A 25,124-nucleotide genomic window follows, 5' to 3' on the forward strand; every position below is an offset into this window, starting at 1 on the left:
CATGTGCCGCAACATCCGCACCCTGCACAACTTCGCGCCGCCGGCGACCGACGACGAGGTGCACGCCGCCGCGCTGCAGTACGTCCGCAAGGTCAGCGGCTCGACCAAGCCGTCCCAGGCCAACCAGGAGGCCTTCGACGCCGCCGTCCGCGAGGTCGCAGCGACGACCCAGCGGCTGCTCGACCAGCTGACGACCACCGCGCCACCGAAGGACCGCGAGGTCGAGGCGGCGAAGGCCCGGGCCCGTGCTGAGATCCGCTACGCGCGCTGACACCCGAGCCGATCCGCTGGCCGACCCGCTGGCCGCCGCGCTCGACCTGCTCGCCGGTCGCGCGCTCGTGACGCTGACCGGCGCCGGTCTCTCCACCGACTCCGGGATCCCCGACTACCGCGGACCGTCGGCGCCGGACCGGACGCCGATGACGTACGCCGAGTTCCGCTCGGGACCCGCCGCCCGCCAGCGCTACTGGGCGCGCAGCCACGTCGGGTGGTCGCGGATGCACACCGCCAACCCCAACCCGGGCCACCAGGCACTCGCCCGCCTCGAGGCCGCTGGCGCGCAGCGCTTCCTCATCACCCAGAACGTCGACGGCCTGCACGAGCAGGCCGGGTCGACCTCGATGGTCGCCCTGCACGGCCGGATCGCCGACGTCGTCTGCCTCGACTGCGGTGACCACAGCTCCCGGGCTCGCCTGCAGCAGGAGCTCGCCGCCCTCAACCCCGGGTACGCCGAGCGCCACGCCAGCGCGGCGGTGCGACCGGACGGCGACGTGCTCCTGGACGACACCGCTGACTTCGTCGTCCCCGACTGCGCGCGCTGCGGCGGCATGCTCAAGCCCGACGTGGTGTTCTTCGGCGAGAACGTTCCCAAGCCCCGGGTGCGGCGGTGCTTCGACGCGGTCGATGCGCTGACGCCAGCCGACGGCGCACTGCTGGTGGCGGGCTCGTCGCTGACGGTGATGTCGGGGTTCCGCTTCGTGCGTCGCTGCGCCCGTGCCGGCGTACCCGTGGTGATCATCAACCGCGGCGCGACCCGTGGCGACGAGCTCGCCACCCTGCGCCTCGACGCCGGGTGCAGCGAGACGCTGGGTGCGCTCGTTGCGGCGCTGTGTGGCGTCGAAAACGATTCGCCTTCGGGGGTCGCTGCTCCGTAGCGTTGCCCGGTGCGCGCACTCCCCCTCGCCGATCCCGGCACCCCCGACCACCGCTCCCCGGCGCGCTTCCTGGTGTGGCTCATGCGGTCCCAGGTCGTGACGCTCCTCGGTGGGATCTTCTTCGGCGTGCTGTGGATGTCGGCGCAGGCCGTGCTGCCGGCGGTCATCGGCCGCGCGATCGATGCCGGCGTGACCGCCCGCGACACCAGCGCCCTGCTCGGATGGGCCGGCGCGCTCCTGGCCGTCGGGAGCGTCCAGGTCGTCGCCGGGATCGTCCGCCACCGGTTCGCGGTGACGAACTGGCTGGCGGCCGCCTACACGACCGTCCAGGTCGTCACCCGCCAGGTGACCCGGCTGGGTGCGGAGCTGCCGCGCCGGGTGTCGACCGGCGAGGTGGTCGCCATCGGCAGCAGCGACATCGGCCACCTCGGGCACGCGCTCGACGTGACCGCGCGCGCCTCGGGCGCGGTGGTGTCGATCGTGCTGGTCGCGGTGATCCTGTTCCAGACGTCCCTGCCGCTCGCCCTGCTCGTCCTGGCAGGCGTGCCGGCGCTGCTGCTCGCCCTCGGTCCGCTGTTGGCCCCGCTGCAGCGGCGTACGACCCGGCAGCGCGAGCTCACCGGCTCCCTGACCAACCTCGCCACCGACATCGTCGGCGGCCTGCGGGTCCTGCTCGGCATCGGGGGCGAGCGCGTCTTCCACCGCCGCTACGTCGAGCGCTCGCGCGACGTCCGCCGGGCCGGGGTCGAGGTGGGACGGGTGCAGTCCTGGCTGGACTCCGCCCAGGTGTTCCTGCCGGGTGTCCTGGTCGTCCTCGTGGTCTGGATCGGCGCGCGCTTCGCGGTCTCGGGACGGATCTCGCCGGGAGAGCTGGTCGCGTTCTACGGCTACGCCACGTTCCTGCTCATCCCCGTGCGCACGCTGACGGAGTTCGCCAACAAGTGGATCAAGGCGTTGGTCTCCGCGCGCCGCGTGGTGCGCGTGCTGGCTCTCGAGCCGGCCGGCCACGGCGCCCGGCCCGCGCCGGCGCCGGGAGCCGAGCTCACCGACCCCGCCAGCGGGGTGACGATCCGTGCTGGTCGCGTCACGGCGATCGTCGCCGACCCGCCCGAGGAGGCGGTGGCGCTCGTGGACCGGCTCGGCGGGTTCGCGCCCGCGGCACCGGGCGCGGAGCCCACGTGGGGCGGCGTACCGATCCCCGAGGTGGACCCCGCCGAGCTGCGCTCGCGCGTGGTCGTGGCCGGCGCCACCGACGGGTTGTTCTCCGGCCGGCTGCGCGAGGTGCTCGACGTGCGCGACCGGGGCGAGGACGCCGTACGCCGGGCCGTGGAGACGGCCTCCGCCACCGACGTCGTCGCCGCCCTGCCGACGGGCTGGGACGCGCCCGTCCACGAGCGGGGGCGATCCTTCTCCGGCGGGCAGCGGCAACGGCTCGTGCTGGCCCGCGCCCTCGCCGTCGACCCCGAGGTGCTGCTGCTCGTCGAGCCGACCTCTGCCGTCGACGCCCACACCGAGGGCCGGATCGCCGACCAGCTCGGCGCCCACCGCCGGGGACGCACCACCGTGGTCACCACGACGAGCCCGCTGGTCCTCGACCGGGCCGACGAGGTCGTCCTCCTGCTCGACGGGCGCGAGACGGCCCGCGGGACGCACGCCGACCTGCTGGAGCGGGTGCCCGCCTACCGCGCCGTCGTGACCCGTGAGGAGCTGCCCGTATGACCGCCGCGACCCTCGAGGAGGCCCGCACCGACCTGCCGGTCGCCGACCCCCACGCAGTTCGTCGGTACGCCGTCCGCGTGTTGGCGCGCTACCCCCGCCAGGTCTGGCTCGGCGTGCTGCTTAACGCCCTCGCCGCGGGTGCCGCGCTGGTCGCACCCCAGCTGCTCGGCCGCCTCGTCGAGGCGGTGGAGCAGGGCACGAGCGTTGCGCACGTCGACCGCGTCGTCGTGCTGCTCGCGGTGTTCCTGGCCGCCGAGGCGCTGTTGACCCGGTGGGCGCGGTTCGTCTGCTACGTCCTCGGCGAGCGGGTGCTCGCCCGGCTGCGCGAGGACTTCGTCGCCAGCGCGCTCGGCCTGCCGCTCGGCGTGGTCGAGCGGGCGGGCAGCGGAGACCTCTTGACCCGCACCTCCCGGGACGTGGAGGCCGTCGGCTGGTCGGCCCGTTGGGCGCTGCCCGAGGCCGTGATCGCGCTTGTCACCACCTGTCTGACGCTGGTGGCAACCGCGACCGTCGGCTGGTGGGCGCTCGCGTGCTGCCTCATCGGCGTCCCGCTGCAGGTGACCGCCTCACGGTGGTACCTGCGGCGCGCGCGTCCGGCGTACCTGAAGGAGAACGCGTCGTACGCCGCCATCAGCGCCTCGCTCACCGAGACCGCCGAGGGAGCCCGCACGGTCGACGCCCTCGGACTGGGCCCCGAGCGCGTCGAGGATCTCGACGCCGCCATCCGCGGGTCCTACGCCGCGGAGCGCACGACCCTGCGGCTGCGGACGTTCTTCTACCCCTCGATGGAGCTGTCCTACCTGCTGCCGACGGTCGCGGCACTCGTGGTCGGCGGGCTGCTGTACGCCGACGGCAGGGTCGGCCTGGGGGCCGTCACCGCGGCCGTGCTCTACGTGCAGATGCTCGCCGACCCGGTCGACCGGCTCGTGATGGTGCTCGACGAGCTGCAGGTCGGCCTGGCGTCGCTGGCCCGGCTGCTCGGCGTCGGGGAGGTCGCCGACGAGGACCCGGCGCACCGACGGCCCGACGCCGCGACACCGGTCCGGGGCGAACGGCTGGTCGCCCGCGACGTGCGCTTCGCCTACGTCGAGGGCACCGACGTGCTGCACGGCGTCGACCTCGTGGTCGAGCCCGGGGAGCGGCTCGCGATGGTCGGCCCGTCCGGCGCCGGCAAGTCCACCCTCGGCCGGCTGATCGCGGGCATCCACCCGCCGCGCTCCGGCGAGCTGCGGCTCGGGGACGTCTCGCTCGCCGATCTCCCCCAGACCGAGCTGCGCCGGCACGTCTGCCTGGTCACCCAGGAGCACCACGTCTTCGCCGGCACCGTGCGCGACAACCTGGTGATGGCGCTCGACCACCCCCTCGAGCACGGGCCGGACGCCGGCCCGGTCGACGACGCCCGCGTGCTCGCGGCGCTGGACGCCGTCGACGCCCGCGGCTGGGTCGAGGCGCTGCCGGAGGGGCTCGGCACCGAGGTCGGCTCCGGTGGTCGCGCCCTGACTCCCGCGCAAGCTCAGCAGGTCGCGCTTGCCCGCCTCGTGCTCGCCGACCCGGGCACCCTCGTGCTCGACGAGGCCACGTCGCTCATCGACCCCCGGGCCGCGCGCCACCTCGAGCGCTCCCTGGCCGGCGTGCTCGAGGGTCGCACCGTCATCGCCATCGCCCACCGGCTGTTCTCCGCCCACGACGCCGACCGGGTCGCCGTCGTCGAGGATGGCCGGATCACCGAGCTCGGCACCCACGACGAGTTGGTGGCGCGGGGCGGTTCGTACGCCGCGCTCTGGGCCAGCTGGCACCAGTAGCCGCACGTTTCTGCTCCCCGCGAGCCGGGGAGGGGGAGGCCATGCCCCAGCAACCGCACGCTCCCGTACCCCCGAAGGGCAACAGGGCTGCCAAGATCCTCTACCGCCCGATCGGCCTCATCGGCGGCCTGCTCGCCGGCGTCCTCGCCGGCAAGGTCACGAAGGTGGTCTGGCACAAGGCCTCCGGCGTCGACGGCGACCCGCCGAAGTCGCTGGAGTCGGAGTACTCCATGAAGCAGGTGATCGCCGCCGCCGCGCTCCAGGCGGCGGTGTTCGCCGTGGTCAAGACCGCGATCGACCGGGGCGGGGCGCGGGTGTTCCAGCGCTGGACCGGGGAGTGGCCCGGGGACTGAACCGCCCCTCCCCAACGCGACAGTGACACTGCTACTGTCACGGTCATGAAGATCTCGACGATGCTGCAGTACGCCGGGAATCCCCGCGACGCCGCCGACCAGGTCGCCGCGTGGGAGAAGGCCGGGTTGGACACCGTGTGGGTGGCCGAGGCCTACGGCTTCGACTCCCCCACGTTGATGGGCTACCTCGCGGCTCGCACGGAGACCGTCGAGATCGGTGCGGCGATCCTCAACATCTACTCCCGCACTCCCGGCACGCTGGCGCAGACCGCTGCCGGTCTCGACAACGTCAGCGGCGGCCGCGCGATCCTCGGCCTCGGCGCCTCCGGCCCCCAGGTGATCGAGGGCTGGCACGGCCTGCCCTACACCAAGCCGCTGGGTCGCACCCGCGAGGTGGTCGAGGTCGTCCGCGCGATGATCCGCCGCGAGACGATCGAGTACTCCGGCAAGCAGATCACCCTGCCGCTCCCGCCCGACCAGGGCACCGGCCTGGGCAAGCCGCTGAAGATGCTCACCAAGCCCGAGCGCCCGGTGGTCCCGATCTACATCGCTGCCCTCGGCGAGGCCAACGTCCGGGCCACCGCGGAGTACGCCGACGGCTGGCTCCCGCACCTCTACGCCCCCGAGAAGGTCGACGTGGCCTGGGGTGAGTCGCTGCGCGCCGGCAAGGAGAAGCGCTCGGCCGACCTCGGCCCGCTCGAGGTGGTGGCCGGCGGACTCGTCGCGATCGGTGACGACGTCAAGGCGATGCTCGACCTGGCCCGCCCGATCGTGGCGCTCTACGTCGGCGGCATGGGTGCGCGCGACAAGAACTTCTACAACGAGCTGGTCTGCCGCTACGGCTTCGAGCAGGAGGCCAAGGAGATCCAGGACCTCTACCTCGACGGCCACAAGCGCGACGCCGAGGCGAAGGTGCCGATGGAGCTGCTCGAGATGATCAACCTCGTCGGCCCGGCCTCCTACGTCCAGGAGCGCATCGCCGCCTTCCGGGAGTCCGGCGTCACCAACCTCAACATCATCCCGGCCAGCGAGGACCCCGCAGCCACGATCCGGCAGCTGAAGGAGTGGACCGCGTGACCAGCGCCGCGACCAAGCGAGCGATCTTCGACGAGGAGCACGACGCCTTCCGGCAGACCGTGCGCTCCTTCATCGACAAGGAGATCACGCCCCACCACGAGGAGTGGGACAAGGCCGGGCAGGTCCCCCGCGAGATCTGGACCAAGGCCGGCGAGCTCGGGATGCTCTGCTTCGACGTGCCCGAGGAGTACGGCGGCCCGGGCGTCGACGACTTCCGCTACAACGCGGTCGTCACCGAGGAGCTCTCGCGTGCCGGTGCCGGTGGTCCCGGCTTCCCCGTGCACAGCGACATCATCGTCCCCTACATCGTCTCGCTCGGCACCGAGGAGCAGAAGCAGCGTTGGCTGCCCGGCTGCGTCAGCGGCGAGACGATCACGGCGATCGCGATGACCGAGCCGGGCGCGGGGTCCGACCTGCAGGGCATCCGCACCCACGCCGTCGACAAGGGCGACCACTGGGTCCTCAACGGTTCGAAGACCTTCATCAGCAACGGCATCATGGCCGACCTGGTGATCGTCGTGGCCCGCACCGACCCCGACGCCGGCCACCAGGGCATCAGCCTGCTGGTCGTCGAGGCCGGCATGGAGGGCTTCGAGCGCGGGCGCAACCTCGACAAGATCGGCCTCAAGGCCCAAGACACCGCCGAGCTGTTCTTCAACGACGTGATCGTGCCCAAGGAGAACACCCTCGGCGAGCCCGGCTCCGGCTTCATCTCGCTGATGGTCAACCTGCCCCAGGAGCGGCTCTCGATCGGCGTCATCGCGGCCGCTGCGTGCGAGCGGATCCTGGAGCTCTCCATCGCCTACGCCAAGGAGCGCGAGGCGTTCGGCAAGCCGATCGGCAAGTTCCAGCACAACCGGTTCCTGCTGGCGGAGATGGCCACCGAGACCCACATCGCGCGGACGTTCATCGACGACTGCCTCGCCAAGCACCTCAGGGGCGAGCTCGACAGCACGCTGGCGTCGATGGCGAAGTACTGGACCACCGAGCTGCAGACCAAGCTCGTGGACCGGTCCGTGCAGCTGCACGGTGGCTACGGCTACATGATGGAGTACCCCATCGCGAAGGCCTTCATCGACAGCCGGATCCAGACGATCTACGGCGGCACGACGGAGATCCAGAAGGAGATCATCGGGCGCTCGCTCGGGATCTGACGCTCGGCCGTGGCCTCGCGGTCGCCTCACCGACGACGAGACCGAGGCGCTACGCCGGCGCGCCGAGCTCGAACGACGTTCCATGCAGGACGTCGCTCGCGAGGCGATCCGCACGTACGTCGAGACGACGAGCCGACGCGAGTTGCTCGACCGGGTCCTCGACGAGGAGCTGCCGCGCTACGCCGAGTCGCTCGAGCGCCTCGGCCAGTAGTGGTGTGCTCTACCTGGCGCTGGAGGAGCTCCTCCATGTCGCGGACCGCACTCTCGACGGCCTCGTAGACGTGCGCGACCACGGACTGATGGAGTCCGCGCTCGCACGGCCCGCCACGACGGTGTTCGGCGAGGACGCCTACAGGTCGATCCACGAGAAGGCGGCGGCGCTGCTGCACTCGTTGGCGCGCAACCACCCGTTCGCCGACGGGAACGAACGGCTCGCTCTCGCCGGCACGATCGCGTTCTACGGCATCAACGGCTACCGGTTGACCCTGACCAACGACGAGGCGTACGACCTCGTGATCGGCGTGGCATCCGGCGAGCTCGACGAGGTTGCCGTCATCAGCGCACGCCTCGCCTCGGGCGTGCAGGAGCGCTGACCCGTCTCCATCTGGGCCAGTGCTACGCGGGCCCGCCATCGCGGGTAGCGTGCGAGGCCTCACCCTGGGAGGAACGTGAGCGACCACAGCACGGACACATCCACCCCGACGCCCCAGCAGGTACGCCGGGCGCTGGCCCGAGCCGAGCGGGGCGCGAGCCTCGACGTCGGTGAGGCGACGGCGCTGTTGGCCGCGCGGGGCGAGGAGCTCGAGCGGCTGTGTGCGGTGGCGGCGCGGGTGCGCGACGCCGGCCTGGAGGGCGCGGGGCGCGCGGGCCAGGTGACGTACTCCCCCAAGGTGTTCATCCCCGTCACGCACCTGTGCCGCGACAAGTGCCACTACTGCACGTTCGTCACGGTGCCCGGGAAGCTGCGCGCCGAGGGCAAGCAGATGTACCTCACCCCCGACGAGATCGTCGAGATCGCGCGCCAGGGTGCGGAGCTGGGGTGCACCGAGGCACTGTTCACCCTCGGTGACCGCCCCGAGGACCGCTGGCCCGAGGCGCGGGAGTGGCTCGACGAGTACGGCTACGACTCCACCCTCGACTACGTGCGCGCGATGTCGATCCGGGTGCTGGAGGAGACCGGGCTGCTGCCCCACCTCAACCCCGGCGTCATGAGCTGGGCGGAGATGAACCGGCTCAAGCCGGTCGCGCCGTCGATGGGGATGATGCTCGAGACCACCTCGCGGCGACTGTTCGAGACCAAGGGTGAGGTCCACTACGGGTCCCCCGACAAGGACCCCGCGGTGCGGCTGCGGGTCCTGGAGGACGCCGGCCGGCTCTCGATCCCGTTCACCACCGGGATCCTCGTCGGCATCGGCGAGACCCTGACCGAGCGGGCGGAGTCCATCTTCGCGATCCGCCAGGTCGCCCGGCAGTTCGGTCACGTGCAGGAGGTGATCGTCCAGAACTTCCGCGCCAAGCCCGACACCGCGCTGCGCCACCACGACGACCTCGGCCACAGCGAGTACCTCGCGGCCCTGGCCACCTCCCGGGTCGTGCTCGGCCCCAAGATGCGGATCCAAGCACCGCCCAACCTCACCGACCCCGGCGAGTGCGGCCGGCTGCTCGCCGCCGGCGTCGACGACTGGGGCGGGGTCTCCCCGCTGACGCCCGACCACGTCAACCCCGAGCGTCCGTGGCCCTCCCTGGAGCGGTTGCGCGAGATCACCGCCGAGGCCGGCTTCGAGCTCGTCGCCCGGCTCACCGCGCACCCGGAGTACGTCCGCGGCTCCCGCGATGCCGGCGACCCGTGGATCGACCCGCGCGTCCTGGGCCACGTGGACGCCCTGGCCACGCCTGCCGGCCTGGCCCACCCCGGCGTACGCCCGCAGGGCAGGACGTGGCAGGAGCCCGAGGGCGGCTTTGCCCAGGGCGCCGGTGTCGGTCGGGTCGACCTGCACACCGCCGTGGACACCGAGGGCCGCACCCACGACCGGCGCGCGGACTTCGACACCGTCTACGGCGACTGGCAGACCCTGCGCGACCAGGTCGCCAGCGGATCAGGAGCAGGGGCAACCAGCACCGGGGAGGTCCTGGAGTCCGAGGTCAAGGCGGCGCTGCGCCAGGCCGAGCGCGACCCGCAGGGTCTGAGCGACGACCAGGCCCTCACGCTGATGCAGGTCGACGGCGCCGGCCTGGTCGAGCTGTGCGGCATCGCCGACGGCCTGCGCCGCGACGTCGTCGGCGACACCGTCACCTACGTCGTCAACCGCAACATCAACTTCACCAACGTCTGCTACGTCGGGTGCCGCTTCTGCGCCTTCGCCCAGCGCCGCACCGACGCCGATGCCTACTCACTGTCGCTCGACCAGGTCGCCGACCGCGCCGAGGAGGCGTGGAACGACGGTGCGACCGAGGTGTGCATGCAGGGCGGCATCGACCCCGAGCTGCCCGGCACGGCGTACTTCGACCTCGCCGCCGCCGTGAAGCAGCGCGTGCCGCAGATGCACGTGCACGCCTTCTCCCCCATGGAGATCGTCAACGGCTCCTCGCGCACCGGCCTTTCGTTCCGCGACTTCCTGATCAAGGCCCGCGAGGCCGGCTTGGACACGATCCCCGGCACGGCTGCGGAGATCCTCGACGACGAGGTCCGCTGGGTGCTGACCAAGGGCAAGCTGCCGGCCGCGACCTGGATCGAGGTCGTCACCGCGGCTCACGAGGTCGGTCTGCGCTCGAGCTCGACGATGATGTACGGCCACGTCGACAACCCCCGCCACTGGGTCGGCCACCTGCGCGTGCTCTCGCGCATCCAGGACCAGACCGGCGGCTTCACCGAGTTCGTGCCGCTGCCCTTCGTGCACCACTCCGCGCCGATCTACCTCGCCGGCGTCGCCCGCCCGGGCCCGACCCTGCGCGACAACCTCGCCGTGCACGCGATGGCCCGCATCCTGCTGCACGGCCGCATCGACAACATCCAGGCCTCCTGGGTCAAGCTCGGCGACGAGGGCATCCAGGCGATGCTCCGCGCCGGCGCCAACGACCTCGGCGGCACCCTGATGGAGGAGACCATCTCCCGCATGGCCGGCTCCGAGCACGGCAGCGAGAAGAGCGCCGAGGAGCTCGAGCAGATCGCCGCCGCCATCGGACGACCGGTGCGTCAGCGCACCACGACGTACGGCGAGGTCCCCGCGCGCTGATCGAGCTGGTCAGCGCCGGGCGCGGATGGGGCCGTCGAGGTCGGCGAGCGGGGCGCCGGTGCCACCCCAGCGCTGCGCGATGATCTCCGCGGCGATGGCCACGGCTGTCTCCTGGGGGGTGCGGCCGCCGAGGTCGAGTCCGATGGGGCTGGAGAGCAGGGCGATCTGCTCCTCTGTCACGCCAGCCTCGCGCAGACGGCGCAGGCGATCGGCGTGGGTGGTGCGCGATCCCATCACGCCGATGTAGGCGGGCCGGACGTCGGCGGGCAGGTCCGTGACGGCCTTGAGGACGGGTACGTCGAACTTCGCGTCGTGGGTGAGCACGCACACCACGGTGCGCCGGTCGACGCGCCCGGCATCGGCCTCCGCGGCGACGTAGCGGTGCGGCCAGTCCACGACCACCTCGTCGGCGCCCGGGAACCGCTCCGGGGTCGCGAAGACCGGGCGGGCGTCGCAGACGGTGACGCGGAAGCCGAGGAACGACGCCTGCTGGGCCAGGGCCGCGGCGAAGTCGACGGCGCCGAAGATCAGCATGCGGGCCGGGGGCTGGAAGCTGGCGACGAAGACCTCCATCTCCTCGCCCATGCGCTCGCCGCGCGCGCCGAAGTGCATGAGCCGGCTGTCGCCGGCCGCGAGCACCCCACGCACGTCGCTGACGACGGCGTGGTCGGCGAACCGCTCGCCGAGGCTGCCGTCGTGGGTGTCCGGGCGCACCACGAGCCGACGGCCGAGCCAGTCGGCCTCGGGGTGGGCGACGACCGAGACCCAGGACACCGGCCGTCCGGCAGCGACGTCGTCGGCCACGGCCGCGACCAGGTCGGCCACATCGGGGTCGAGACGCTGGATGAAGACGTTGAGCACCCCGCCGCAGGTCAGGCCGACCGCGAACGCGTCCGCGTCGGAGTAGCCGAACTCCTCCCGCACGGGCGTCCCGTCGGCCAGCACCTGCTGGGCGATGTCGTAGACCGCGCCCTCCACACAGCCACCGGACACCGAGCCCACGACGGTGCCGTCGGCGAGCACCAGCATCGAGGCGCCGGGGTCGCGCGGCGAGGATCCGTCGGCCCCGACGACGGTGGCCAGCGCGACCGGGTGGCCCGCGCGTAGGTGCGCGACCGCCTCACCCACGACGTCAAACACGCGCCACCACCTCCATCAGCTCCTCGAACGTGGCGAACGTGTGCCCGGCCACCAACTGGTCAACGTGCGGCAGCACCGCGTTCATCCCCGACTGCACCGGCGCGAAGCCCGGCTTGCCCCGGTGCGGGTTCACCCAGATGACCCGGTGTGCCAGGCGCTGCAGCTGGGCGGCCTGCTCGGCCAGCAGTGACGGGTCGCCGCGCTCCCACCCGTCGCTGACCACCACGACCACCGCGCCGCGAGCCACCCCGCGCCGCCCCCACCGGTCGATGAACGCCTCCAGCGCCTCACCGAGCCGGGTGCCGCCGGACCAGTCCGGGATGACGTCGCCGGCGGCGGCCAGCGCGCGTTCGGCGTCGCCGACGCGCAGCGCCCGCGTGACGCGGGTCAGCCGGGTGCCCATGGTGAACACCTCGACCCGTCCCGGCGCCGCGGCGCTCATCCGGTGTGCCAGCCGCAGCATCTGGTCGGCGTACGGCGCCATAGAGCGCGAGACGTCGACCAGGACGACCAGGCGGCGGGGTTTGCGCCGCCGCCGGCGGTGATGCAGTGGTCCGGGCTCCCCCGCCAGGCGCAGCCGCGCCCGGAGCGTGGCCGCGACGTCGACCTCGCCCCGATGGTGCGGCTCGCGGCGGCGGACCTCCCGCAGCGGCAGCCTGACCCGCAGCCGGGCATACAACGCCGCGAGGTGGCGGGCCTCGGCCGGGCTCAGGCCGGCCACGTCCCGGTGGCGCAGCATCTCCGCCCGCGAGGAGAGCATGGCCAGGTCCTCGGGCTCTTCCAGGCTCGGTCGGCCGCCGCCGTCGTCACCCGACCCGGTGGACATCGTCACCGACTCGGTTGCCGGGACCCGCGCGACGTTCACCCCGCTGAACCAGTCCGCGAAGAGCCGGTCGTAGACCACCACGTCGTCGGGTGAGGAGCACACCGTCGCCCGTCCGGCCCAGTAGACGTCGTCACGGCTCATCGGCTCGAGCACGTCCAGGGCGGCGACGAACACCTCGGTGCGCACCGCCGGCAGGCCGGCACGACGCAGCGCCTGGCAGAACCCGACGACCTCGCCGAGCACGTCCGCGACCGAGTCGCTCATGTCAGCCGAGCTGCTCACTCAGCAGCGTCCGCAGGTGCCCGGTGTCCTCGCGGTACTTGCTCAGGGCCCCCAGCGTCAGCAGCGCGGCGTCGAGGTCGAGGTCGGTGCGCCCGAGCTCGTGGACGGCCCGCGCCCAGTCGATGGTCTCGGCGACGCCGGGCAGCTTCACCAGGCGGTTCTCGGCCCGCAGCTGCTGCACGACCTCGACCACCCGTCGGGTGAGCCGCTCGCTGACCTGCGGCAGGCGGGCCCGGACGATCTCGACCTCCCGGTCGAGGTCCGGGTGGTCGATCCAGTGGTAGAGGCAGCGTCGCTTGAGGGCGTCGTGGACGTCGCGCGTGCGGTTGGACGTGAGGATGACGACCGGCGGCGTCGCCGCCCGGATCGTGCCGAGCTCGGGGATCGAGACCTGGTAGTCGGACAGCGTCTCGAGCAGGAACGCCTCGAACTCGTCGTCGGCCCGGTCGATCTCGTCGACCAGCAGCACCGCCGGGCTCTGCTGCAGCGCACGCAGCACCGGGCGGGCGAGCAGGAAGCGCTCGCTGTGCAGGACCCCCTCCGTCGCGGCGACATCGAGCTCGACGGCACTGGCCTCGAGGGTGCGCAGGTGCAGGATCTGGCGGGCGAAGTCCCAGTCGTAGAGCGCCTGCTGGGCATCGATGCCCTCATAGCACTGCAGTCGGATCAGCGGGATCTCCAGCGCCTCGGACAGCGCCACCGCGAGAGCGGTCTTGCCGGTGCCGGGCTCGCCCTCCATCAGCAACGGGCGCTGCAGGGCCAGCGACAGATGGGCCACGGTCGCCAGACCCTCGTCGGCGACGTAGTCGACGCCGGCGAGCAGCTCGGCCAGCTCGGCGGGATTGGAGTGCGTCTTCATGCGGGAGGCAGCCCTTCGGGGGTGTCGACGTCGGCGCCCGTGGCGAGGTCACCACACTCCACCAGTGTCGCGCCGTGCCGGGCGAGGTAGCCGCGCGCCCCCTGGTCGCCGTCCAGTTCGGCGACCAGCGCCGGCCAGTGCCGGCGGCCGACGAGCACGGGGTGGCCCGGCGTTCCGTCGTACGCCGCCCGGGCCAGGGAGTCGGCGGGTGCGCCGGGAGCCGCGTGTGCCAGGACCCGGCGCATCACGGCCGCGGTGACGTCGGGAAGGTCGACGAGGTGGATGAGGACCGCGTCGGCCGAGCCCTGCTCGGCCGCCTCGAGCCCGGCACGCAGCGAGGCGCTCATGCCGTCGGCCCAGTCGGGGGCGACGACGTGCTCGGCGTCGCCGAGGAGCTGCTGGGCCGCGTCGGACTCGGCGCCCAGCACGACCAGCACGCGGTCACAGCCGGCCGCGAGCAGCCCGGACCGGCTGCTGAGGAGCCACGGGACTCCGTCCGCACCACGGACCAGGGCCTTGGGCGAACCCATGCGAGAACCCTGGCCCGCGGCGAGGAGAAGCCCCAGCGTGCTCACGCGTCGGTCGGGTCCGTCTCGTCGAGCCAGGCCCGCACCGAGGCGTTGTGCTGACCCAGCACCGGCGGGGCGATGACGTCCGGGCGGGCACCGCCGTACGGGTTGTCGTCGAACCGGATGACGGGACCGGGGATGGAGAAGGTGCCCTTCGTGGCGTGGTCGACCTCGACCAGCAGACCCTGCGAGCGGACCTGCTCCCACTCGTAGACCTCCTGCAGGTTGCGCACCTTGCCCGACGGGACCCCCGCCGACGACAGCAGCGCGAGCCAGTGCTCGGCCGGCTGCGTGGCGAAGATGTCGTTGAGCACCTGCACCAGCTCGTCGCGGTGGGAGACCCGCTCGCCGTTGGTGGCGAAGCGCGGCTCGTCGGGGTCCAGCCCCACCGCCGGTGCGAACTTGCGCCACAGACCCTCGGACCCGCAGGAGAGCTGGATCGGCGCGGTCGCGGTGTGGAACAGGCCGTACGGCGCGATCGACGGGTGGTGTGATCCGGAGAGGCCCGGGAGCTCTCCGGCCACGGTCCACTTCGTGCCCTGGAAGGCGTGGACCCCGACGATGCCGGCGATCAACGACGTCCGCACGACCCGGCCGCGACCGGTCTGCTGACGCTCGAGCAGGGCAGCGAGCACACCGAAGGCGCCGTTCATGCCGGCCAGCAGGTCGGCGATCGGGACGCCGACCTTGGTCGGCTCCTCGATGCCGGTGAGGCTCATGAGGCCGGCCTCGCCCTGCGCGATCTGGTCGTAGCCCGCGCGTTGCGACTCCGGTCCGTCGTGGCCGAACCCGGTGATCGAGCAGATGACCAGGCCGGGGTTGAGCTCGTGGAGTCGCTCGACGCTGAAGCCGAGCCGGTCGAGCACACCGACGCGGAAGTTCTCGATCAGCACGTCGGCCCGCTGGACGAGCCGGGCGAGCACGTCGGCGTCGTCCGCGTCCTTGAGGTCGAGGGTGATCGACTCCTTGTTGCGGTTGGCGGCCATGAAGTACGTCGACTCGCGGTCCTCCCCCTCACCGAGGAAGGGCGGACCCCAGCCACGGCTGTCGTCGCCGCCGTTGGGGGTCTCGACCTTGATGACCCGCGCGCCGAGGTCGCCGAGCATCATCCCGGCGTGCGGACCCGCCAGCGCCCGGCTGAGGTCGAGGACCAGGGTCCCCGACAGCAGCCCGGCGCCGGCGGCCGGCTGATCGGTGTGATCAGCCATCTCAGCTCATGTCGACGATGGCCGCGACCGGCCCACCGCCCTCGGGACCCTGGTGCGCCGCGGAGACGGAGACGAAGACGGCGGGGTCGCCGGTCACCGCAGCGGTGACGCCACCGACGGCCGCCTTGATCTGGCGGTGCCAGTGCACGTCGGAGTCGTCGAGCATCGCGTTGCGACGCCCGCGCACCATGCCGTCCTGGCTGGCCTCGCACTTGAGGAAGACGTTGACCAGGCGACCGTCGAGGTCGGAGGTGTGCGGACGCTCGGGCAGGTCGAGACCCGCGTCGCGGATGGCGTTCCAGATGCCGTCAGCGTCGAGGGCGTCGTTCATGACGGAGTGACCGATGCGGTACTTGCCGCCGATGCCACGGACGTTGCCGACCACGACGACCTGGGCACGGTCCAGCTCGACACCCGACGAGCAGGACGCCACCGCGGAGTAGAGGTCGCGGTTGTGCATGACGTCGGCGTCGGTCGGCATCTCGATCTCGCCGAGGGCCACCGCGATGCCGAGGGCGGTCACGCCGTTGGAGAGGTCCATCGACTCGTGGGTGTGCTCGGTCCAGACCTTCTTGCCGCGACTCTTGGCGTCGCGGATGGTGTGGATCGTCAGCAGCGGGGTCTTGGTCTGGACGTAGTGCACGTCGGCCGGGTCGGTGATGCCGGCCTCGCCCATCGCGGCCTTGACGGCGTCGGCGACCTTCTTGACCATCGCGACGTAGCCGATCTCCTCGGGGAGGAGCTGCTCGCTCATCGCGAAGCCCACGCTCAGGCGCGGCTCGTCGGTCTTGACGGTCTTCTCCTCGGGGAGGGTGGCGAAGATCGTCGCGTGCGGGCTGATGACACCGTCGGTGCCGCCGGACCACACGATCGGGATCTGGCCGACCTCCTCGGCCGAGCGGGTCCCGTGCTCCTGGATGACCTCGCGGAACGCGCGGTCGGCGATGATGCGCGTGTAGTCGTTGACGCCGCCGTTGCCCTCGGTCTTGCCGATGATGGCGATGATCCGGTCGGCCTCGAAGACACCCTCCTCGATGAGCTTCGTCAGCTCGCTGGCGTCGGCGACGGAGTGGATCGGGACCTTGCGGACTTCAATTGCAGATGGCACCTCAGGTGTCCTTCCTTGTCATCAGCGGTTAGGCGTCGGTCGCCCGGACCACACGGGTTCCAGCTTCGGCGTCGACCGCATCGGCGATCTTCGCCAGGGACGTGATGACCCCGGGCCCCAGCCCGGAGTCGGCAAAGCTCACGACGGCCTCGACCTTGGGTCCCATGGAGCCCTCGGCGAAGCCCTGCTCGGCGGCGATGCTGCGCATCTCCTCCACAGTGACATGTCCGATCGGACGGGCGCGATCGGTCCCCCAGTCGGCCACGACGGCGTCCACGTCGGTGGCGATGATCAGGACGTCGGCCTCGACCTGGCGCGCGATCAGCGCGGCGGTGAGGTCCTTGTCGATCACGGCCTCCACTCCGGACAGCCGGCCGTCGGCCTCGCGCACGGTGGGGATCCCACCGCCACCGGAGCAGACCACCACGAACCCGGCGCGCATGAGCTGGTCGGCGGCGGGCGCGTCGAGGCAGTCGAGCGGGCGCGGCGAGGAGACCACCCGGCGCCAGCCGCGGCCCTCGACCTCGACGAACGACTGGCCGCGCTCACGCAGCGGGGCGGTCGCCTCGGCGGTGAGGTAGCGCCCGATCGGCTTGGTCGGGTGGGCGAAACCGGGGTCGTCGGCGGCGACCAGGGTGCGGGAGACGAGCGCGGCGGCGCGCCGGTCGACCCCGCGCTGGGCGAAGGCGTCGTCGAGCGCGCTGAGCATCAGCATGCCGATGGTGCCCTGGGTCTGCGCCCCGCACCAGTCGAGCGGCACCGGCGGCACCTCGCCGGCGGTCAGCTCGTTCTTGACGAGCAGGTTGCCGACCTGGGGCCCGTTGCCGTGGGTGAGCAGCACCTCGTGCCCCCGGGCCACGAGGTCCGCGATCGGGCCGGCGGCCTCGCGGATCGCGGCCTGCTGGTCCTCCGGGGTGGCGCGCCCGTCCGCAGACGTCATGGCGTTGCCCCCGAGGGCGATCACGATTCGCATGCTCTCGACACTAGGTGAGCCCCATCACCCGATCATGGGCAGATACTTCCGGAACTTCCCCGGGACCCTCGGCAGAACCTGACAAGCGACGTGACGAGCGCCCTCAGGGTGCCAGTTCGCGCTCCAGCACCAGCGCCAGCGGGGTCGGGACGCGTCCCAGGACCGCCTGCACGCCCAGGGGGCCGGCGGCGAGCCCCTGGGCGTCGTAGGAGGCGAACATCGCCATCAGCCAGTCGCGCTCGCGGGGGTCGAGGCCGGCACCCGGCCCCGCCGCCCACTCCTGAAGCGACGTACGCCGGACACCGACGTCGCGGCCCAGCACCACCTCGGCGACCCGCGCGACGTCACGCACGCTGACGAGGTCCGGTCCGCCGAGCTCGAGCGTGGAGCCGCTCGGTACCTCGCCGAGCAACGCAGCCGCCGCGACCTCACCGACGTCGGCCAGGTCGACCAGCCCGAAGGGCCGGTCGGGGTCGTAGGCGACGACCAGCTCCGGCGCGGAGCCGACCAGCTGGCCGAGGAAGTTCTGCACGTAGGCGCACGGCTGGAGGATCACCCAGTTCAGCCCCGACGCCCGGACGAGACGCTCGGCCTCCGCCTTGCCCAGGTGGTGGGGCATCTCGGGCAGGTACGGCGCCGCGACGGAGTGGTGGACGACCCGCGGCACGCCGGCGTCGTGCGCGGCGGCGAGCAGCGCGCGGACCAGGCCCGGCTCGTCGGGGTGCATGTTGGGCGCCATCAGGTAGACCGCGTCGGCGCCCCGGAACGCAGCGACCGGGTCGCGGAGCTCGGCCCGTCCCACAGGACGGGCCGAGGCCCCGCGCGCCCGGATGCTCTCGATCACGGCGCGACCGCTCTTGCCGCGTCCTCCGACGACGGCGATCTCGACGGTCACGCCACCCACCTCAGAGCCAGTCGACGTCGGCGGCGTCCTTGCCACCGCTGAGCCGCGCGTAGCCCGGGCCGCGGTCGAAGAACGGCTCCTCGCCGCGCTCGGCCCGGCGGCGCTCCCGCTCCGCGGCCGTGGCCTCGGCGTCGTGACCGAGGTCGTCGGTCTCGAGCGAGCCGGTGAGGACCACGCCGTAGTCGGCGAGTGCGGCTTCGGGGGTCACCTTGTGCCAGGTGACGTCGCGGACCACCAGCGCGGGGTCGCGGTCCAGGGGGTCGCCCCAGCCGCCACCACCGGTGGTGCAGATCCGGATGACGTCGCCGGCCTTCACGAACTCGGCGTCGGCCAGTGCGTCGACGTCGCGCTCGTCGGGCGTGCCCGGGTTGATGGTGACCCGGAACGGCGCGCCCGCCTTGCCGCCCTTCACGCCCCAGCAGGCCAGGATCGACCGGTCGGCGATGGACATGAAGTGCGCGTCCTTGAGCATCCGCAGGTGCTTCTCGTAGCCCAGGCCGCCGCGGAACTGGCCCGCTCCCCCGGAGTCGGGGGCCAGGGCGAGCTTCTCCACGAGGAACGGGAAGCGCGACTCGGTGAACTCGGTCGGCAGGTTCCGCGAGTCGGGCACCACGTGGATGGTGTCCTCGCCGTCGGCGTAGTAGCGACCGCCGGCGCCACCGCCCAGCACCTCACGCATGAGGTAGGGGCGACCGTCGAGGTCCTCGCCGTACACACCCGTGTAGCGGATGGTCTCCTGGTCGGCCGGCATCCGCCCGTCGACCGCCTTGGCGATCACGCCGGCCAGCACGCCGAGCATCCGCAGGATGACGAAGGTGCGGGCGTTGGTGGGAGCCGGGAAGATCGGCGTCACGAGGGTGCCGGGCTCGGGGAACCGCATCTCGATCAGCGGCACGATGCCCTCGTTGACGTCGAGCTCGGCCATGCGCTCCGGGGTGTCGGCCAGGTTGCGCAGGATCGGCGCCAGCCACTTCTTCATGAAGACGCCGTCGGAGTAGTCCGCGCAGTGGTTGATCGGGCCCTTGGCCTGCTTGGACGTCCCGGAGAAGTCGATGACCAGGCGCTCACCGCCGGGGTCGTCCTCCGGCGTGCGGGTGAGGGTGATCCGCTGCGTGTGCAGCTGCGGCTCGTCCACGCCGTCGTGCTCGGCGTAGTCCTCCCAGACCCAGGTGCCGACGGGGATCTTGCTGAGGATCTCGCGCCGGTAGGTCCGCGTGGAGTTGTCGATGATCGCGTCGAAGGCCGACTCCACCGACTGCACGCCGTAGCGGTCGAAGAGCTCACCGAGGCGCTGGGCGCCCATGAGGCAGGCCGAGCACTCGGCGTCGAGGTCGGCGGCGAGCGCCTCGGGGGTCCGGGAGTTGCGGGTCATGATCGCCAGCGCCGAGCGCACCGGCTTGCCTGCGTCCCACAGCTTGATCGGCGGGACCATCAGCCCCTCCTCGTAGACCGAGGTGGCGCCGCTGGGCATGGAGCCCGGGACCGCGCCGCCGATGTCGTCGTGGTGCCCGAACGCCTGGACGAACGCGACGACCTCCGGCTTGCCGGTCTCGGTGTTGGTGTGGAAGACCGGGACGGTCACGCACAGGTCCGGGAGGTGGCCGATGCCGCCCTCGGACCGGTAGACGTCGTTGTGGAAGAAGACGTCGCCGGGGACCATCTCCTCCAGCGGGAAGTCGCGGGCCACGGGGTGCACCAGCGCGCTGTAGGAGCGCCCGGTCAGCTTGCGCATCTTCCGGTCGTGGATGCCGGCCCGGAAGTCGTGGGCGTCGCGGATCATCGGCGAGCGGGAGGTCCGGCCGATGGCCGTCTCGACCTCCATCTCGACCGCGGCGAGGGTGCCCTGGACGATCTCGACGAGCACGGGGTCGGCGCTGGCGCCGGCGTCCTCGGTGAGGGCCTCGAAGGGGAACTCGGTCGGGACGAGGCGCGATCCGGTGTCGGGGTGGATGCCGAGGTCAGGCGTGGTGGCGGTCATGCGTCGCTTCCTTCACGGGTCACGATGAGGTTGCGGTACTCGTCGACGCGGACCGCGAAACCGGGGTGGATGGGGACCGTGGAGCCGAACTCCTCGACGATGGCCGGACCGGTGAAGGTCGTGCCGGGAGCGAGGTCGAGGCGCCAGTAGACCGGCGTCTCGACACGGCCCTGGGCGTCGTCGAAGAGCACCGAGCGCGTCGACTTCGGCGTCGGCGTGGACCCGGTCAGCGGCTCGCGCGGGAGCTCGGGGCGCTTGATCGGACCGATGCCGGTGGCCCGCAGGTTGACCCACTCGACCTGCTGGTCCGGGTCACCCTTGAAGTCGTAGCCGTAGAGCGCGCGGTGCTCGGCGTGGAACACCTCGGCGACCTGCTCGGCGACCTCGGCCGTGAACGGACCGTCGGAGACCGGCACCCGCACCTCGAAGGCCTGCCCGAAGTAGCGCAGGTCGGCACTGCGGGCGAACTGGTGCTGCGCGGGGTCGAAGCCCTCGGCGATGAGCGCGTCCGTGGCGCGGCGGGTGAGCTCGTCGTACGCCGCGGCGACCGTGGGCACGTCGAGTGCCTCGTGCAGCTGGATCTGGGTCTGCACGTAGTCGTTGCGCACATCGACGGTGAGCAGACCGAACGCCGACACGTTGCCCGGGTTGAGCGGGACGACGACCGTGGCGATGCCGAGGATGTCCATCAGGCGGCACAACAGCAGCGAGCCGGAGCCGCCGAACGTCGTCATGGCGAAGTCCCGGACGTCCAGGCCGCGCTTGACGGTGATCTGGCGCAGGGCGTTGGCCTGGTGCCATGCGGAGATCTCCAGGATGCCGGTCGCGCACTTCTCGGGAGTGAGGTCGAGGCGCTTGGCCAGGTCCTCGATCGCCTGACGCGCGCCGTCGGTCTCGAGCGGGATCTCGCCACCGAGCAGGTGCGGAGGGATCCGGCCGAGGAAGACGTGGGCGTCGGTGATGGTGGGCTCGATGCCGCCGTTGCCGTAGCAGACCGGGCCCGGGTCGGCGCCGGCCGACTGCGGGCCGACCTTGAGGGTGCCGTCGGGCGAGAGCCAGGCGATCGAGCCGCCGCCGGCGCCGACGGTCACGACGTCGATCATCGGGATCTTGGCGGGGAACGCGCCGACCGAGCCCTCGGTGGTCAGGGTGGGGTCGCCGTCGATGACGACCGACACGTCGGTCGAGGTGCCGCCGCCGTCGAGGGTCAGGACCCGGTCGAAGCCGGCGACCCGGCTGATCAGGGCCGCGCCGAGGGCGCCGGCGGCCGGGCCGGACAGCACCGTGGTGATCGGCTGGTGGACGACCTCGTCGGCGCTCAGCACGCCGCCGTTGGACTTCATCACGTAGAACGGCAGGCCTTCCCGGCCCTCCGTGAAGTCGTCGAGGCGGTCCTTGATGCTGTGGATGTAGCGCGACAGCTTCGGCTTGACGGCAGCGTCGACCAGGGTGGTCATCGACCGCTCGTACTCGCGGTACTCGCGCAGCACCTCCGACGAGACCGAGATGACCGCCTCGGGGTGCTCCTCGGCGAGGATCTCGCGCAGGCGCTCCTCGTGGGCGGAGTTGGCGTAGGAGTGCAGCAGGCTCACGCCCAGGGTGGCGATGCCGTGCTTCTTGAACCAGCGCGCGACCTCGCGGGCGCCGTCCTCGTCGAAGGGCTCGACCTCCTCGCCCTTGACGTTCATGCGCCCGCGCACGCCGCGCACGAGGTGCCGCGGCACGATCCGCTCGGGCTTCACCCAGAAGTAGGAGTTGCCGTAGCCGTCCGGGACCGACTGACGTGCGATCTCGAGCAGCGACTCGTAGCCGGCGTTGGTGATGAACCCGAGGTTCTCCACCTTGCCCTCGAGCAGCTGGTTGGTCGCCACCGTGGTGCCGTGGCTGACCGCGGCGATCGCGTCGCCGTCGAGCTCGAGGATCCCCAGGACCTTGCTGATGCCGGCGAGGAAGCCGTCGGCGGGGTTGCTCGGCGTCGAGGGAGTCTTCGTGGTCACGGTCTTGCCCGTGGCCTGGTCGAACGCGACGACGTCGGTGAAGGTGCCGCCGGTGTCGATGCCGATCCGGATGTGGCCGTCCCCTGGTGCGGACGCTTCTGGCATGGGACCTCCTGTAGTGGGTGCCCCCTATTCGACCGTGAGGGCCGGCGAATACCTATGGCAAAGCTTGACGAAGAACGACTGGATCTCTGTGAGATCAGCCAAGAGTCGGGCGGTTCTCCCCCACCCTCGTGGCTGCCTCGAACGCGCGGGCGATCGCCAGCAGGCGCCGCTCGTCGTTGGGCCGGACGACGATCTGCAGGCCGACCGGCCAGCCCTCGGCGGTGAAGCCCGCGGGCACCGAGATCGCCGGGCAGCCCGTCACGGTGACGAAGTACGCCGAGCGCATCCAGTCGAGGTACGTCGCCTGCTCCTGGCCGTTGATGTCGGCCGGGTACTCCTGGTCGGCGGGGAACGGCGGCACCTGGCTCACCGGCAGCACGAGCGCGTCGTAGGTCTCGAAGAACCGCACCATCCGCTGCGCCAGCGCCGTGCGCTGGCGGTAGGCACGGGCGACGTCGCGGCCGGTGAGGTCCTCGCCCACGCGGATGTTGTCGGCGAGCGACGCCTTGAACTCACCCTCGTGGGCAGCGAGCAGCTCGCCGTACGACGCCTGGAAGTGCCACGCCCGCAGGGTGCGGAAGGTGTCCTCCGCCTCGCGCAGGTCGGGCGCCGCCGACTCCACGCTCGCTCCGAGCGACTCCAGCACCGCGCCCTGCGCCGTGACGATCTCAGCCACCTGGCGGTCGACCTCGAACGCCCCGTCGAGGTCGACCGACAGCGCGAACCGCATGCCGGCGAGCTCGACCTGGTCGACCCGGGCGAAGCTCTCGCCCGGGGTCTCGTGCCCGGCCGGGTTGCCCGCGACGGGTCCGGCGAGCACCGACAGCAACAGCGCGAGGTCCTCGACGTTGCGCGCCATCGGTCCCTGCACCGAGGTGGTCTCGAAGATGTTGGGGTTGGGCAGCTGCGGCACCCGCCCGAAGGACGGTCGCATCCCGACGACGTTGCAGAACGACGCCGGGTTGCGCAGCGAGCCGCCCATGTCGGACCCGTCGGCCAGCGGCACCATCCCGCTGGCGAGCGCGGCGGCCGAGCCGCCGCTGGACCCCCCGGCCGAGCGGCTGGCGTCCCACGGGTTCAGGGTCGTGCCGAAGATCCGGTTGAACGTGTGGGACCCGGCCGCGAACTCCGGCACGTTGCTCTTCGCGACGATGACCGCCCCCGCCTCGCGCACGCGCTGGACGACCAGCTCATCGTGCGCGGGACGGTGGTCGGCGAAGAGCACCGAGCCGAACGTCGTACGCCAGTCGGCCACCTCGTGGGTGTCCTTCACGGCGTACGGCAGTCCGTGCAGCGGCCCCAGCGGTGCCCCGCTCATGGTCCGGGCGTCCGCCTCGTCGGCAGCCGCCCGGGCCCGGTCGGGATCGATGCTGACCAGCGCGTTGACGTCTCCGTTGACCGCGTCGATCCGCTCGAGATGGAGCTCGAGCAGCTCGCGGGCGGAGATCCGCCGTGCCGCCACTGCGGCCGCCATCTCGCGGGCCGTGGAGAAGCAGGTGATGTCGCTGCTCATGCGCACCGCCGTCAGCGGCGGCGGGCAGCTGCGGCGCCCACCGCGACACCGAGGAGGGCGATGGCCGCACCAGCGACCAGTCCCTTGAGGAAGTCCTGGCCGCTGGGGGCGGCGACGGCCGCGACCGGCGTACCGAACGTGCGGGCGCCCTCGGCGGCGACGGCACCGGGGGAAGCAGGTGCGTCGACCCCGGCGGCGGGGGCAGCCGCCGGCAGCTGGCCGGCGAGCGCCTTGTCGACGTTGCCGAAGAACTCCGCGGCCATCCGCTTGCTGACCGAGGTCAGCATCCGCTGGCCGACGCCGCCGATCATCCCGCCGACGATGGCGTCGGCGTCGTAGTCGATCTGGGCGGTGCCGTCACCGTTGTCGGTGAACCGCACCCGGACGTCGACACTGATCGTGCCGGCGGCGCTCGCGCCCTCGGCGTGCATGAGCAGCGACTCGTGCTGCTGCAGGTCCGAGAGCTGGACCTTGCCCTGGTAGGTGCCCTTGATCGACGCGACGCCGGCGGTGATCACCATGGCGTACTGGTTCTCGCCCGTCTCGGAGAGCTGCTCGCAGCCGGGGATGGTGCGCACGAGCACCTGCGGGTCCAAGATCCCCTCCCACACCCGCTTGACGGGGGCCTGGAGTGTCGCCGTACCGCTGACCTTCATGAGCTCGCACCTTCCTGGTTCGTGGCACCGCCGGCGGCGGCCTGCAGACGCAGGTCGAACAGCTGCGACGGAGAGATGGGCATCGACGTGATCGTGATGCCTTCGGCGTCCTCGATCGCGCTGGCGAAGGCCGCCGCGGTCGGGATGACCCCGGCCTCGCCCGCACCCTTGATCCCGAGGGGGTTCAGGGGCGAGGGCGTGACCTGGTGGTCGATGTCGATCTTCTTCGGGATCTCGGTGACGTAGGGGATGAGGAAGTCCATGAACGAGGCGTTGAGCAGCTGCCCGCTCTCGTCGTACTCCATCCGCTCGTAGAGGGCGCCACCGACACCCTGCGCGACACCGCCGTGGATCTGGCCCTCGACGATGCGCGGGTTGATCAGGGTGCCGCAGTCGTGGACCACGGCGTACTTCAGGATCTCGATCTCGGCCGTGTCGGGGTCGGTCTCGACGATCACGGCGTGGATGCCGCTCGCGAAGGTCGACCGCATCGGGGAGTAGAAGTCCTTGCCTT

Annotated in this window: 23 protein-coding genes; 10 read left to right on the forward strand and 13 right to left on the reverse strand. The window is 72.0% G+C overall.

Annotated features, from left to right (window positions below; genetic code table 11):
* Position 1: 1 nt before the first annotated feature.
* The 10 genes from J2S59_RS20155 to J2S59_RS20200 all read left to right on the forward strand — a co-directional run bounded on the left by J2S59_RS20155 (position 2) and on the right by J2S59_RS20200 (position 10,492).
* Positions 2–271 carry a DUF2277 domain-containing protein gene (locus J2S59_RS20155; protein WP_068120129.1) on the forward strand — a complete coding sequence of 90 codons (270 nt, stop codon included), beginning with the start codon at positions 2–4 and terminating at the stop codon, positions 269–271.
* The gene (locus J2S59_RS20160) at positions 246–1,154 is read left to right on the forward strand and encodes an NAD-dependent protein deacetylase (RefSeq protein WP_246360257.1); all 909 of its coding nucleotides are present in this window, start codon (positions 246–248) and stop codon (positions 1,152–1,154) included. Before J2S59_RS20155 ends, J2S59_RS20160 begins: the two co-directional genes overlap by 26 nt.
* Positions 1,155–1,163: 9 nt before the next feature.
* Complete coding sequence (locus J2S59_RS20165) at positions 1,164–2,873, forward strand: ABC transporter ATP-binding protein (RefSeq protein WP_306825444.1); 1,710 nt, start codon at positions 1,164–1,166, stop codon at positions 2,871–2,873.
* Positions 2,870–4,675, forward strand: coding sequence for an ABC transporter ATP-binding protein (locus J2S59_RS20170; protein ID WP_068116957.1), 1,806 nt, complete (start codon positions 2,870–2,872; stop codon positions 4,673–4,675). Before J2S59_RS20165 ends, J2S59_RS20170 begins: the two co-directional genes overlap by 4 nt.
* Positions 4,676–4,716: 41 nt before the next feature.
* Complete coding sequence (locus tag J2S59_RS20175) at positions 4,717–5,028, forward strand: DUF4235 domain-containing protein (protein WP_068116961.1); 312 nt, start codon at positions 4,717–4,719, stop codon at positions 5,026–5,028.
* Between the two features lie 45 nt (positions 5,029–5,073).
* On the forward strand, positions 5,074–6,105 hold the full coding sequence (locus tag J2S59_RS20180) for an LLM class F420-dependent oxidoreductase (RefSeq protein ID WP_068116967.1): 1,032 nt from the start codon (positions 5,074–5,076) through the stop codon (positions 6,103–6,105).
* Positions 6,102–7,259, forward strand: a complete 1,158-nt coding sequence (locus J2S59_RS20185; protein ID WP_068116971.1) for an acyl-CoA dehydrogenase family protein — start codon at positions 6,102–6,104, stop codon at positions 7,257–7,259. The genes J2S59_RS20180 and J2S59_RS20185 overlap by 4 nt, the downstream gene beginning before the upstream one ends.
* Positions 7,260–7,341: 82 nt before the next feature.
* Positions 7,342–7,470: a hypothetical protein gene (locus tag J2S59_RS20190; RefSeq protein ID WP_281366688.1), complete on the forward strand. Its 129-nt coding sequence runs from the start codon at positions 7,342–7,344 to the stop codon at positions 7,468–7,470.
* 4 nt (positions 7,471–7,474) lie between these two features.
* Entirely contained in the window at positions 7,475–7,852 is a 378-nt protein-coding gene (locus J2S59_RS20195) for a type II toxin-antitoxin system death-on-curing family toxin (protein WP_068116969.1), read from the forward strand.
* A gap of 75 nt (positions 7,853–7,927) precedes the next feature.
* Complete coding sequence (locus J2S59_RS20200; protein ID WP_306825445.1) at positions 7,928–10,492, forward strand: bifunctional FO biosynthesis protein CofGH; 2,565 nt, start codon at positions 7,928–7,930, stop codon at positions 10,490–10,492.
* 9 nt (positions 10,493–10,501) lie between these two features.
* Here the strand turns inward: J2S59_RS20200 and J2S59_RS20205 are convergent, their stop codons facing one another.
* The 13 genes from J2S59_RS20205 to J2S59_RS20265 all read right to left on the reverse strand — a co-directional run.
* On the reverse strand, positions 10,502–11,632 hold the full coding sequence (locus J2S59_RS20205) for an XdhC family protein (protein ID WP_068118344.1): 1,131 nt from the start codon (positions 11,630–11,632) through the stop codon (positions 10,502–10,504).
* Positions 11,625–12,722, reverse strand: coding sequence for a vWA domain-containing protein (locus tag J2S59_RS20210; RefSeq protein WP_068118347.1), 1,098 nt, complete (start codon positions 12,720–12,722; stop codon positions 11,625–11,627). The genes J2S59_RS20205 and J2S59_RS20210 overlap by 8 nt, the downstream gene beginning before the upstream one ends.
* Position 12,723: 1 nt before the next feature.
* The gene (locus J2S59_RS20215; protein ID WP_306825446.1) at positions 12,724–13,599 is read right to left on the reverse strand and encodes an AAA family ATPase; all 876 of its coding nucleotides are present in this window, start codon (positions 13,597–13,599) and stop codon (positions 12,724–12,726) included.
* The gene (locus J2S59_RS20220; protein ID WP_068116368.1) at positions 13,596–14,174 is read right to left on the reverse strand and encodes a nucleotidyltransferase family protein; all 579 of its coding nucleotides are present in this window, start codon (positions 14,172–14,174) and stop codon (positions 13,596–13,598) included. Before J2S59_RS20220 ends, J2S59_RS20215 begins: the two co-directional genes overlap by 4 nt.
* Entirely contained in the window at positions 14,171–15,376 is a 1,206-nt protein-coding gene (locus J2S59_RS20225; protein ID WP_068116372.1) for a CaiB/BaiF CoA transferase family protein, read from the reverse strand. Before J2S59_RS20225 ends, J2S59_RS20220 begins: the two co-directional genes overlap by 4 nt.
* A gap of 1 nt (position 15,377) precedes the next feature.
* Positions 15,378–16,484: a barbiturase gene (gene bar / locus J2S59_RS20230; RefSeq protein WP_068116375.1), complete on the reverse strand. Its 1,107-nt coding sequence runs from the start codon at positions 16,482–16,484 to the stop codon at positions 15,378–15,380.
* A 28-nt stretch (positions 16,485–16,512) separates the two neighbouring features.
* Positions 16,513–17,457, reverse strand: a complete 945-nt coding sequence (locus J2S59_RS20235; RefSeq protein WP_068116376.1) for a carbamate kinase — start codon at positions 17,455–17,457, stop codon at positions 16,513–16,515.
* A gap of 103 nt (positions 17,458–17,560) precedes the next feature.
* Positions 17,561–18,352 carry an SDR family oxidoreductase gene (locus tag J2S59_RS20240; protein ID WP_181641402.1) on the reverse strand — a complete coding sequence of 264 codons (792 nt, stop codon included), beginning with the start codon at positions 18,350–18,352 and terminating at the stop codon, positions 17,561–17,563.
* Positions 18,353–18,362: 10 nt separating this feature from the next.
* Positions 18,363–20,339, reverse strand: coding sequence for a hydantoinase B/oxoprolinase family protein (locus J2S59_RS20245; protein WP_068116382.1), 1,977 nt, complete (start codon positions 20,337–20,339; stop codon positions 18,363–18,365).
* Entirely contained in the window at positions 20,336–22,441 is a 2,106-nt protein-coding gene (locus J2S59_RS20250; protein WP_068116384.1) for a hydantoinase/oxoprolinase family protein, read from the reverse strand. Before J2S59_RS20250 ends, J2S59_RS20245 begins: the two co-directional genes overlap by 4 nt.
* Positions 22,442–22,535: 94 nt before the next feature.
* Positions 22,536–23,954, reverse strand: a complete 1,419-nt coding sequence (locus J2S59_RS20255) for an amidase (protein ID WP_068116386.1) — start codon at positions 23,952–23,954, stop codon at positions 22,536–22,538.
* Positions 23,955–23,965: 11 nt separating this feature from the next.
* Positions 23,966–24,610 (reverse strand): SRPBCC family protein, encoded by a 645-nt coding sequence (locus J2S59_RS20260; protein ID WP_068116388.1) that lies wholly within the window; start codon positions 24,608–24,610, stop codon positions 23,966–23,968.
* On the reverse strand, positions 24,607–25,124 hold a 518-nt coding region (locus J2S59_RS20265), incomplete at its 5' end, for a molybdopterin cofactor-binding domain-containing protein (RefSeq protein ID WP_370871531.1). The genes J2S59_RS20265 and J2S59_RS20260, both read right to left, overlap by 4 nt.

The organism is Nocardioides massiliensis (genome assembly GCF_030811215.1).
GTDB lineage: Bacteria > Actinomycetota > Actinomycetes > Propionibacteriales > Nocardioidaceae > Nocardioides_A > Nocardioides_A massiliensis.